The sequence below is a fragment of the Novosphingobium sp. KN65.2 genome, assembly GCF_001368935.1.
Classification (GTDB): Bacteria; Pseudomonadota; Alphaproteobacteria; order Sphingomonadales; family Sphingomonadaceae; genus Novosphingobium; species Novosphingobium mathurense.
The window spans coordinates 15,919-27,692 of record NZ_CCBH010000068.1 but is presented as its reverse complement, the minus strand read 5'-3'; the positions used below and the strand labels follow the sequence as shown (position 1 = coordinate 27,692).

Genomic DNA, 11,774 nt, shown 5'->3' with positions numbered 1-11,774 from the left:
CATGAAGGGTTTTGACTTCGCGTATTTCGTGGGCTGTTCCGCAATCGCTGTTGCGGCCGCAGGCCTTGCCGCGCCAGCCGAGGCGCAGGCTATTCCCGGGGCAGAAGGCACGGAGCAGGTCGGCGACATTCCTGTCAGGGGTATCCGGGAGATTATCGTAACCGCCCAGAAGCGCTCTGAAAATCTCCAAAACGTACCCGTGGCGGTCACGGCGATCACCGCCGACCAGATCCGCAATTCCCGGATCGAGAATATCGCAGACCTGCGTTCTGTCGCGCCAAATCTCTATGTCGTTACGCAGGCCGGCGGCAATGGCATTCCCACAACGACGATGCGCGGACAGGTGTCAGGTGCGGCTTCCAATCCGACCATCGACAACGGCATTTCCTACTATATCGACGGGGTCTATCTCGGGGCGCTGAGCGGGATCATCTTCGATGTTGCCGATATCGAACGGATCGAAGTCATTCGCGGTCCGGCCGGAACTCTCTTCGGCACGAACTCGACGGGAGGCGCGGTAAACTACATCACTTCGGGGCCGAAGGGCCAGTTCGCAATCCGGCAGGATGCCAGCTATGCGCGCTTTGGGTCGTGGCGCAGCAAGACCCGGGGCGACCTGCCCGAATGGAACGGCCTCAGCGCCTCGGTCAGCTACCTGCACAACGAGCGAGGCAGCAATGTGCGCAATTTCGATCGGATCACACTCGACTACAGCAACGAGACTTCGGGCAAGGTCGGAGCGCTGACTTCGGCCAAGCATCTCGATGAAAGCCTGACGGACGCCGTTCATGCCGCCTTGCGGTGGGAGCCTCTGGACGACCTGACCATCGACTACAAGTTCGACTGGTCGCGTCAGAAGTCCTCGCCTGCTCCTGTCTACCTGTTGGGCTTTCCCGATACGCCCGGGGGTATCGCCGCCTATCAGCTCGTCGCCTCGCAGATCTTCTTTGGCGGTCCCGCGATCGACGACTACGTACAGACCGAGCGTGGCCGCATCGCCTATAACGACACGACGACGCGCAACGTTACGAAGACGAATAGCCACCTCGTCGTTGCCAGTTATCGCGCGAACGACAACTTTTCGATCAGGAACACCACGAGCTGGCGTTCGCTGGAGCGCAATGCCTTCACCTCGAACCTCGATGGTGCGGGAACGGTTCAGGTTCCGATTGCCTTCGCAGGCGACGGCACGCCGATCGCGTTTGCTCCCATGGCCCTGCTCTCGGTGCGGTGCTGCAACCAGCTGCGCCAGTTCAGCAACGAATTGCAGTTCAATCTCGATACCGATCCGCTTACCGCCACGGCCGGACTGTTCTACTACAATCGACGGACGCCGCCCGGCACCAATCCCTTCGGCCTTCCTGTAGTCGATACCTTCCAGGTATTTCCGGGGAACAGCCATCCCGGCGCCCCGATCGGTAGTTTCGACCGCAGTTTCTACTACAAGGTGCGCCAGGTCGCCGGTTATGGTCAGGTTACCTATCACCTGAACGATGCCGTCGATGTGACGGGCGGCGTTCGCTACACGCAGGACGACAAGACCTTCTTCGATACCTCCGCTGGGGAACCCGGAGAGACGTACAGCTATTCGAAGGGCAATTTCAGCTACCTGGCAAACGTGACGTACAAGCCGAGCCCAGACCTGCTGCTTTATGCAAAGTACGTCACCAGCTTCATTGCGGGGGGCAATTCGGCTGGGCCCCTGGCGGTGGACAGCACCACCGGCAACGTCTTCCAGGGTTCGGCAATCCCCTACCAGGAAGAGCGCGCCTATTCCTGGGAAGGCGGGGTCAAGGCCGAATGGTTCGACCGACGCCTGCGGACGAACCTGGCGCTTTTCCACGTGCGCTATACCAATCTGCAGACCCCGATATTTGCCTCTTCGGGTTGCATCACCTCGCCCGGCGGGCTTTGCGAGCCGATCGTCTCTTCGCAGTTCACCACGAACTTCGGCAAGGCGCGAGCCTATGGTCTCGAATTTGAGATCACAGCTGCACCCATCGATAACCTGACGCTGGTCGCCGGGGGCAGCTATACCGATTTCAAGTACCTCCAGATCGATCCACTGGTCCTGGCCAGCGGCGGGGTAACGCGGGTGGAAGACTACCCGGTATCGATGCGCCCGAAGGTTCTGACCAACGTGTCGGCGGAATATGTCGTGCCGCTGGATGGGGACGCCCGGCTCTCGATGCGGGTCGAGGGGGCCTTTCGCTCGAAGATCGTCGTCGGCGCCAGTCGTTTCGGCAATGCGGGGTTCGCCGCCGCAGGGATCGATTATGACAACGAATATCTGAATGTAATGAACACGCAGAACGCGCTGCTTACCCTCAATGCGCGGGTTTCCGTGATGGATGTCCCGCTGGGTAGGGCGAATGCCACGGTCTCCGTGTGGGGCCGCAACCTGACCAACAGGCAACAGCTCAACTTCGTGGCGACCACCGGCGTGACGGCCGCTGGGCTGTTCGATAATCCGGTGACTTACGGCGTCGACCTGTCGATCGCGCTCTGATCAGGCAGAAGCCCCGCCTTTCCGAGAAGGAAGGCGGGGCCTTTCGATGGCCCGAGACAGGCCCCCGATCAGGTTCAGTAGGAAATGCCCAGCGTGATGCCGTAGGTGCGCGGTTCGGCGTAGAAGCCGCCTGCATAACCGAGTTGGCCGAAGTCCACGCCGCGCACGAAGTCCTTCGCGTTGGTGAGGTTCTTCGCCCAGATCTTGAGGCTTCCCTCCATGCCGCCCAGCGGCATCTTGTCGATGCCGATCTGTGCATCGATCAGATCGCGGTTGTCGCCCTTGATCTGCTCGTTGAACGGGGAAGAGGTGGCGCTGGTGAAGCTGTACTTGCCGTCTTCGTGCGTATAGCCGATGCGCCCGCGCAGGACCGAATTGCCCCAGTTAAGCGGGAACTGGGCGTTGAGGGCGAGGTTGGCTGTCAGCGGTGAGGTATAGCCCGGCGTGACGATCGAGGCGATGTTCACCGGCGGAGCGCCCGGCGTGGTCGACTGGCCGGCAAGGAATTCCTTGTACTTGATGTCGACGTAGCCGAGGCTTCCTTCGAGCGAGAAGTTGTCGGTCAGGATTGCCTGCGTCTCGACTTCGAAGCCGTTGTAGATGACCTTGCCCGCGTTGCCGATCCGCGTCGCGAACGTGCCGATCGGGGCGTCGGTGCGCGGAACGTTGACCGCCAGGTCCTTGTAGATATTGTGGTATGCAGCGACGTTGAGGCGCAGGCGGCGGCCGAACAGTTCGCTCTTCACGCCGATTTCGTAGGACGTCACGTTCTCCGGCTCGAAGTGCGGAAGTTCGGTCGTGCCGGTGATGACCGGGTCCTGCGAATTGAAGCCGCCCGAACGATAGCCGGTGGCCGCGCGGGCATAGAGGTTGATGCCCTCTGCGACGTCGTAGCCCGCCATCAGGTTCCAGGTGAACTTGCTGAACTTGGCCTCGCCGGATTCAGGTACGGTCAGAGGAGTTGCGCCGTTCTGCAGGCGCAGCATCTTCTTCTGGTCCCAGGTGTAGCGGCCGCCTGCGGTCAGCCGAATGCCGCTGCCGCGACCGCCGGGGAAGAACGTGAATTGACCGTAAAGTGCCTTGCTCTCGCTCTGTGCAGTGTAGGCGAGGCGGGCAAGCGTCTGGACGAGCCGGTACTGTTCGGGATTGGCCGCGACGAAAGCCGGGCCAAGCGCACCGAAGTTGCCCAGGAAGACCGAACTGGTGTCGAGTACGTAGCCGCTGTTCTGGTAGCCGTCTTCCGAGCCCTTCTCCCAGAAGTAAAAGCCGCCCACGACCCAGTCGAGATTGTCAGTGTCGCCCGAAACCTCGATTTCCTGGCTAAACTGCTTGTGACGGCGGCTATTGCTCGTATCGAACAGCCCCTGTGTCGTGGTGGGTACGGCCGCAGAGGCGATGAAGGGCCGGGCCGCAGCCGGGATTGAGGGAATGTACTGCAGCAGGCTTTCGGGCATGCCGTTGAATAACGTAGCATTGGAGAACGCCGGGCCGGTAATCTCGCCCATGCCGTCGATGTCGGCCACGGCGTAGCTGCGCCAGAAGCGATATCCCGTTGTCGACTTGACCTTGAAGCCGCCGAAGTCGTTCTGCACCTGGATGTTGTGGCCCCAGCTCTTGTCGCGGGCGGTGGCAAGGATATTGTTGCACAGCGTCTTGCGATAGGCGCGGGTCGGCACGGCCAGATCTGCACATTCGGGATTGGTGAAGGTTACGCCGGCAAGGTATTGCTCCACGGGAGCCTGCTGGGTCACGACGACCGGCTGGCCATCGACCACAATTGGATCGCGATAGGTTCCGTCAGCCACGTTGGTGAGCTGGAAGGGAAGCGGCGTGCCTTTGACGCGGCTCCAGTCGAAAATGTACTGGAAGCTGCCGGTCCCGCCCAGTTCGATCCGCGCCGAACCCCGGAAAGCGTCGCTCTTGCGGCCGCCCGGATCCTTCGAATCGTTGGGTTGGAGAATATTGTCGACCATGCCGTCACGCTGGCTGTGGCTGTACGAAAAGCTCGTGGCGATCCCGCCGATCTCACCGGGATCGACCAGGATCTTGCCGTTCCAGGCATTGAAATTGCCGTAACCGGCCTCGGCCTTGAGGCGGAATGTGGAAGACGGTGAGCGCGAGATGAAATGGACTGCGCCACCCGTGGTATTGCGTCCGAACAGCGTTCCCTGCGGGCCGCGCAGGACTTCGACGCGTTCGATGTCCATGACGTCGAGACCCATCGCGCCGGAGCGAGCGATATAGACGCCGTCAACGTAGAGGCCATTGGCTGCGTCGATGCCGAAGCTTTCGCTGCCGCCGTTCGAAATGCCGCGCATCGAGAAGACCGCGGCGGTGTTGCTCGTCGTGCCGGAAACGATGGTGACGTTGGGTGCAAGACCGCTGAGGTCGCGGGAATCCTTGATGCCGAGCTGCTCGACCTTTTCAGAGCTGATCGCGCTGATCGCGATCGGCACGTCCTGCAGGTTCTCGGTGCGCTTCTGCGCGGTCACGACGATTTCGCTGAGGCCAGTCTCCTTGTTGGGGGCCGCGCCGTCCTGGGCGAGGGCCTGTCCGGCGAAGGCGAGCGTGCTGGCCCCGGCGAGCAGCCGCATGGCGGCATATGCATAACGTGTCGGCATCGAATTGGATCTCCCTAGATAGCTTTTTCTCGTTCGCGAGGTCGGCGCCAGGCCTTTTCGCGAGGTTGGTTTTCGTTCGGTCAGGAAGGCATGTAGAGCTGGGCGGCCTTGCCGCCGTCCACGGGCAGGGCCACGCCGGTGATGTAGCTGGCCGCATCCGAAAGCATGAAGACGATGGCCTGCGCGAGTTCTTCGGGCTTTCCGCCGCGCCCCATCGGAATGGCTTCGGCAGTTTTCGCGGCCAGTTCGGGCGCGCGATCCGCAAAGTCCTGGGTGCTGGCGGTCTGGACCTGACCCGGAACGACCGCATTGACGCGGACGCCTTGCCGGGCGCCTTCCATGGCGGCAACGGCGGTAAACTGGATGAGCGCTGCCTTGGATGCCGAATAGCTCGACATATTGGCCGTGGCCCGAATTCCGCAGGTCGATGAAATATTGACGATCGAGCCGTGACCGGCCGCGCTCATGACCTTCATCGCCGCCTTGGTGCTCACGAATACTGCATCGGCATTGACGGCGAAGTCCTTGCGCCATTGTTCGAGCGTAAGCTTGCCGATTGGCGCATAGTGCGTGGACATGGCATTGTTTACGAGCATGTCGAGCCTGCCATACTTGCGGGCAGTGTCTTCGATCATGGCGGTTAGGGCCACATCGTCGGACACGTCGAGGATGATCGCTTCGACCTGACCTGCGCCATTTTCCGCTGCAATCGCCGTGCAGGCCTTGTCGAGCATTTCCGGGCGGCGTCCGCAGATCACTACGTGCGCGCCGCGCCGCGCAAGCAGCGTGGCGGTTGCCAGTCCGATGCCGTCGCTGCCACCGGTGACGATGGCGACTCGCCCTTCAAGATCCCGTTCCATCGGTTTCGCATCTTCCCATTTTTTGAAGGCTTTCTTCCGCATTGCGCGGTGGTCATGCGCTTCTGCTTGCCGTGCCTTGCCTCATGAATTCTGCAAAATGCGGAAAATGTAAATCCCAAAAATACGAATTGTTCGGTCTTCGTATGCGCGGTGAGGCCCTGTCATCCTGTCGGGAGGAAGTTTCTGGTTTAGTTCATAAATCCCGATATAACTGATTTATATAGTAAAAATTCTCGGCACTGGCGGAGATGATGCCTGCTGCTTGCCGCGCTGAACGGCTATCGCAATTCGCGTAAAAATAATTATCTTGAAATACGCGATGGTGGAAATATCCTCGGCACCAGAAACAGGATCGTCGCGAGTCGTGGGATCACATTGTCCGAAGCGGTCGGCATGACTGGCTAGCCGGGCGGACGATCTCCGGGGTGCGTCGGCAAAAATGGTATCCGGCGGGAGAGTGCCTTTGCAAAATCTAGGCGGCGATAGCGGCATGACCCGGGGCGATCCGGTATTTGCGGCAGTCACTGCGCCGGGAACGCCGTTCGAGATCGGCGAGACGGACGGCGTGCGCACTTTCGTGAATGCGCCGACCGATCTTGCCCAGCTTATCGAAAGTGCGCGTCGTTTCGGTGACCGCACGCTCGTGGTCGATTTCGACGCACCGGCCGGTGAACGGCGCCTGAGCTATGACGACGTTTTCGCATGGCGCGACCGGGTCGCCGGGCAGCTTGGTATCTCCAGGGGCGATCGGGTCGCGATCTGCATGCGCAACCGGGCCGAATGGATCGTTGCCTTTCTGGCGGTCATCCAGGCCGGGGGCGTCGCCGCGGTCCTCAACAGCCGCGGTTCGCCTCCTGAGCTGGTTGCGATGATCGAGGACGTCACGCCGGCGCTTGTCCTTGCCGATGCAGAACGTGCGGCCGCAATCCGGGAAGGCGGATACCAGGGCCCCATGCTGGACCTGACGCAGCCGCTGGAAGCGGGAAACAATCGCCCTGTCGAAACGGGTGTGGCCGCTCCTCGCGATCCCTGCGCAATCCTTTTCACCTCAGGCACGACCGGGCGCGTTAAGGGTGCCGTCCTTTCGCACCGCAGTCTCATCACCGGACTTCTCGGAACGCAACTGACCGGCTCGATGGTTCTCCACAACCTTGCGAAGCAGTACGGCGTGCCGGTTGAGACGATCATGCAGCAGGTGCCGAACCAGGCGATCCTGCTCGTCTCTCCGCTGTTCCACATCTCGGGCCTTGGCTCGGGGTTTCTCGCGCCGATGCTGTCGGGCGGCAAGATCGCGATCATGCGCCGCTGGGATGCGGAAGAGGCTGTTCACCTGATCGAGAAGGAGCAGGTGACCCAGCTTTCTACCGTACCCACGATGCTCTGGGACCTCGTAAACCGGGCGCAGCTGGCCAATGCCGATCTCGGCTCGCTGCGCAACATCGGTTCGGGCGGGCAAGCACTGCCGCTCAACCTGCTCGAAGAGGTGCACCGCCTCTGCCCCAAGGCCATGCTCGGCGTCGGCTATGGGATGACGGAAACTTCCGGTGCGATCGCTCAGGCGGTAGGGGAAGACTTTCTGCGCGCCCGGGCGTCCGCCGGCCGGGTCCTGCCGCTGGTCGACCTGCAGATCGTGCGGCCTGACGGCAGCTTGTGCGGCAATAACGAAAGCGGGGAAATCATGGTGCGCAGCGCCATGGTGATGAATGGCTACTGGAACCGGCCGGAAGAAACCGCGAAGGCCATAACCGACGAAGGTTGGCTGCACACCGGCGATATCGGCTACCAGGACGAGGACGGTTTCATCTTCATCGTCGACCGGTCGAAGGACATGGTCATTTCCGGTGGTGAAAACATCTACTGCGCCGAAGTGGAACGCGTTCTGAGCGAACTGCCGCAGGTCAGGGAATGCGCGACTTTCGGGATTCCCGATGATCGGCTCGGCGAACTTCTGGTGGCCGTCCTCGATGCCGATGGGATCGATGAAAGGGCCGTCATCGACTGGGTGGGCGAACGTCTGGCGCGATACAAGGCTCCGACCCGGGTCGCGTTCTCGGGTGGACCGCTACCCCGCAACCATGTTCACAAAATCGACAAGATCGCGCTGCGCGCGGCTTGGCCGCAACTCGCTGCGGCGAACTGAGAGGAGACATATCGCATGGGCATGCCCCGCGACATCAAGATCATCGACTGCATGCTGGGCATTCCGGAGGCGGAGGACCGTTCCGAATGGTTTGCGCCGTTTCGCCCGCTGATCAAGGATCAGCAGACCCTTTCGCAATTCGCCATGCCTGCGCAGTACATGTTCAAGGACATTCCGCAGACCGGCAATGTCGACGATTTCGTCTCCTGGACCGTCGACCAGATGGACATGTACAACATCGACAAGGCGCTGGTCGGTTGGAACGACAATGCAACGTCCTACCGCGCGAAGGAAATGTTCGGCGACCGGTTCTTCTTCGATCTGCCGATCGATCCCAATCGCGGGATGGAGGAAGTGCGTCGGATCAAGCGGATCCACGCCGAAGTCGGCCTTTCCGCAATCAGCTGTTTCCCGGCGGGCACGCTGCCGCAGGTGGCGATCAACCACAAGTACATGTTCCCGATCTACGCCTGCGCCGAGGAGCTGGGCCTGCCGATCCTGCTCAATGCCGGGATTCCCGGTCCGCGCATTCCGATGGAAACGCAGAAAGTCGAACATCTCGACGAAGTGTGCTGGTTCTTCCCGGACCTGAAGGTTGTGATGCGCCACGGCGCGGAACCCTGGGAGGCACTGGCCGTCAAGCTGATGCTGAAGTGGCCCAACCTCTATTATTCGACCAGCGCGTTCGCGCCCAAGCATTACCCGAAGGCGATCATCGATTACGCAAATACGCGCGGGGCCGACAAGATCATCTACGCCGGATATTTTCCGATGGGGCTCAGCCTCGAGCGGATCTTCTCGGACATGCAAAGCGTCCCCTTCAAGGACGAGGTATGGCCCAAGTTCCTGCGCGAGAACGCCATGAAGGTCTTCGGGCTCTAGGTCAGAAAGGAGCCGGGAAGTCTGCTCCATTCGAGAACCCCGTCCGGAGGCGGAGACAACCCCCGCCACCGGCTGCCCCCCAAGTTGGGGGAATGCAATTACCAGGAGAGCGGTCATGACTGCGACTGACGATACCCTTACCACCGACGCGCGCACCCCGCCCGTCGCCGTGTGGCAAATTCTTGAAAAACTGCGCGGGCAGGACCTGGTCGACTGGCGGCTGGCCGAAGTGACCGGTCGCGCCTCGGTGGAGGAGCGCAATCTCGACACCGGTATTCCCTTCGGCTGGTATCCGATCGACCTGTCGGCAAATCTGGCGGTCGGCGAAGTGAAGCCGCTGCGCTATTTCGCAAAGGATCTCGCAATGTGGCGCGGCGAGGACGGTGAGGTCCGCATCGTCGATGCCTATTGCAAGCACCTTGGTGCGCACATGGGCCATGGCGGCAAGGTCAACGGCAACCTGCTTGAATGTCCGTTCCATGCCTGGCGCTACGACGGCAGCGAAGGCGTGGTGAAAGACATTCCCTATGCCCGCGCGATTCCCCCGCAAGTGAAGCGCAAGTGCATCCGCACCTGGCACGTGGTGGAGGTGAACCGCTGGATCTGGGCCTGGTACCACCCGCAGGACATCGATCCCTTGTGGGAAGTAGCGGTGCTGCCGGAGGCTACAGATCCGGACTGGACCGAATACGAGATCCATGAATGGAACGTCTGGGGCTCGATCCAGAACATGGCCGAAAACGGCGTCGATTTCGCCCACTTCAAGTACATTCATGGCACCGCCAACGTTCCGGAAGGTGAGTTGCGCTGGGGCGAATGGGGCCGCGGAGCGGATGTGAAGGCCAAGATGGGCACGCCGATGGGCGAGGTCGACGGACTGATCAGCTATGACACCATGGGCCCGGGGCAGAGCTGGACGCGCTTTACCGGGATCTCCGAGACACTGCTGGTGGCTTGCCTTACCCCCGTCGATCAGGACCATGTCCATGCGCGGTTCTGCTTCACCCAGCCCAAGGCGCAGGCGGAAGGCCCGATGGGACGGCTTGCCAAGGGGCTGATCCGTGACATCTGCAAGCAGTTCGATCAGGACAAGGTAGTCTGGGACCGCCAGAAATTCGAACCGAACCCGATCATCTGCGATGGGGATGGTCCGATCCCCCAGTTCCGCAAGTTCTATTCGCGCTTCTACGCGCAGGATTGAGGAAGGCAGGTCATGTCAGGAAAGAGGTCAGGCGTGACGCGCCGTGAGATGGTTTCGGGTGCGGTGGCTTTCGCGGGGATGGCCGCCGCACCCGGCCTTGCCGCGGCGAAGCAGGCGAGCAGCCCGCTCGATACGCATGATGCGATGGGACTGGCGCAACTGGTGCGCGATCGTCAGGTTTCGCCTGCCGAATTGCTCGATGCGGCGATCGGGAAGGCTGAAGCGCTCAACCCGCGCTTCAACTTCATGGCGCAGAAGCATTACGACTATGGCCGTGCGGCCATCGCGAACGGCCTTCCCGAAGGTCCGTTTCGCGGTGTCCCGTGGTTGCTCAAGGACCTCAACACCTACATCGCCGGCCTCAAGACCGAAAACGGCAGCCGCTTCTTTCGCGGCTATCGGCCCGAAGTAACCTCCGAACTGGTGCGGCGCATCGAGAAGTCAGGCTTCGTCATATTCGGCAAGACCTGCGTGCCGGAACTGGGCCTGACCGGCACGACCGAAAACAAGATCACCGGCGATACGCGTAATCCCTGGAACCCGGCGCATATTGCTGGAGGTTCCTCGGGCGGCGCGGCGGCGGCAGTGGCGGCGGGGGTACTGCCTGCCGCGCATGCAACCGACGGCGGCGGCTCGATCCGCATTCCGGCATCGTGTTGCGGCCTCTTCGGGCTCAAGCCCAGTCGCGGCCGTGTGCCGATGGGCCCGCCGCGTACGGAAGGATGGGGCGGGCTCTCTGTTCATCATGCCGTGACGCGCAGCGTGCGCGATTCCGCGGCCATCCTCGATGCGACGCAGGGGCCGGAGCCGGGCAGCCGCTATGCCGCGCCGACCCCTTGTGAAAGTTTCCTGTCGCAAGTCGGCAAGGCACCGGGCAAGCTGCGCATCGCCCTCATGCTCGATGCGCCTGCGGGCTCGCCGGTCGATCCCGAATGCGTCGAGGCGGCGCGCAAGGCAGCGCACTTGTGCGAAAGCCTTGGCCATCGCGTCGAGGAAGCCGCGCCCAAGCTGGACATGGCCGCGATCGGTGCAGCGACCTTCGTCCTGATCGCTTCCAACGTGGCAGCCGACATGCTCGATCGTTCGAAGGTGACAGGGATCGCGATTGGCCCGGACGTACTCGAGCCGATCACGCTGGGTTTCGTCGCCTATGGACAGAAGACCACGGGGATGGACTTCGCGCGTGCCAACAATACGCTTCAGGCCGCGGCGCTGACGATGGCCCGGTTCATGGCCGATTACGATGTCATCCTGTCCCCGACTGTGGCTGCGCCGCCATTGCTCCTGGGCCGGATCAACCTGTCGCCCGATGTCGGCTTCGAGCAGTGGGGCGCGCGGACGGGCGGCTTTTCGCCCTTCACGCAGATCGAGAACCTGACCGGGCAGCCGGCGATGTCGGTGCCGCTGGCCATGTCCGCAACGGGGCTGCCGATCGGCGTCATGTTCGTGGGTCGCTATGGCGACGAGGCAACCCTGTTCCGGCTTGGCGGGCAGCTCGAAGCCGCAGCCCCCTGGAAGGACAGACGTCCGCCCATCTGATGCGGTGGCCTGTAAAGATGAA

The 11,774-nt window shown here is 61.9% G+C and carries 7 protein-coding genes; 5 read left to right on the top strand and 2 right to left on the bottom strand.

Annotated features, from left to right (window positions below):
- The first annotated feature begins 1 nt into the window (after window position 1).
- A complete protein-coding gene (locus tag SPHV1_RS02535) occupies window positions 2-2,509 on the top strand; it encodes a TonB-dependent receptor (RefSeq protein WP_054944521.1) in 2,508 nt (835 codons plus the stop codon).
- Between the two features lie 74 nt (window positions 2,510-2,583).
- Here SPHV1_RS02535 and SPHV1_RS02530 read toward each other — a convergent pair whose 3' ends face one another.
- On the bottom strand, window positions 2,584-5,130 hold the full coding sequence (locus SPHV1_RS02530; RefSeq protein ID WP_054944520.1) for a TonB-dependent receptor: 2,547 nt from the start codon (window positions 5,128-5,130) through the stop codon (window positions 2,584-2,586).
- A gap of 80 nt (window positions 5,131-5,210) precedes the next feature.
- Window positions 5,211-5,990: an SDR family NAD(P)-dependent oxidoreductase gene (locus SPHV1_RS02525; RefSeq protein ID WP_054944572.1), complete on the bottom strand. Its 780-nt coding sequence runs from the start codon at window positions 5,988-5,990 to the stop codon at window positions 5,211-5,213.
- A 490-nt stretch (window positions 5,991-6,480) separates the two neighbouring features.
- Between SPHV1_RS02525 and SPHV1_RS02520 the strand changes: the two genes are divergently transcribed.
- The 4 genes from SPHV1_RS02520 to SPHV1_RS02505 all read left to right on the top strand — a co-directional run bounded on the left by SPHV1_RS02520 (window position 6,481) and on the right by SPHV1_RS02505 (window position 11,752).
- Entirely contained in the window at window positions 6,481-8,130 is a 1,650-nt protein-coding gene (locus SPHV1_RS02520) for a class I adenylate-forming enzyme family protein (RefSeq protein ID WP_054944519.1), read from the top strand.
- Window positions 8,131-8,145: 15 nt separating this feature from the next.
- Window positions 8,146-9,012 carry an amidohydrolase family protein gene (locus tag SPHV1_RS02515; RefSeq protein WP_054944518.1) on the top strand — a complete coding sequence of 289 codons (867 nt, stop codon included), beginning with the start codon at window positions 8,146-8,148 and terminating at the stop codon, window positions 9,010-9,012.
- A gap of 115 nt (window positions 9,013-9,127) precedes the next feature.
- On the top strand, window positions 9,128-10,213 hold the full coding sequence (locus SPHV1_RS02510) for a Rieske 2Fe-2S domain-containing protein (protein WP_054944517.1): 1,086 nt from the start codon (window positions 9,128-9,130) through the stop codon (window positions 10,211-10,213).
- Window positions 10,214-10,225: 12 nt separating this feature from the next.
- A complete protein-coding gene (locus tag SPHV1_RS02505) occupies window positions 10,226-11,752 on the top strand; it encodes an amidase (protein WP_054944516.1) in 1,527 nt (508 codons plus the stop codon).
- Window positions 11,753-11,774 lie beyond the last annotated feature (22 nt).

Coding starts and splice junctions, on each gene's coding strand:
- SPHV1_RS02535 (WP_054944521.1), top strand. CDS start 2: ATGAAGGGTTTTGACTTCGCGTATTTCGTGGGCTGTTCCGCAATCGCT.
- SPHV1_RS02530 (WP_054944520.1), bottom strand. CDS start 5,130: ATGCCGACACGTTATGCATATGCCGCCATGCGGCTGCTCGCCGGGGCC.
- SPHV1_RS02525 (WP_054944572.1), bottom strand. CDS start 5,990: ATGGAACGGGATCTTGAAGGGCGAGTCGCCATCGTCACCGGTGGCAGC.
- SPHV1_RS02520 (WP_054944519.1), top strand. CDS start 6,481: ATGACCCGGGGCGATCCGGTATTTGCGGCAGTCACTGCGCCGGGAACG.
- SPHV1_RS02515 (WP_054944518.1), top strand. CDS start 8,146: ATGGGCATGCCCCGCGACATCAAGATCATCGACTGCATGCTGGGCATT.
- SPHV1_RS02510 (WP_054944517.1), top strand. CDS start 9,128: ATGACTGCGACTGACGATACCCTTACCACCGACGCGCGCACCCCGCCC.
- SPHV1_RS02505 (WP_054944516.1), top strand. CDS start 10,226: ATGTCAGGAAAGAGGTCAGGCGTGACGCGCCGTGAGATGGTTTCGGGT.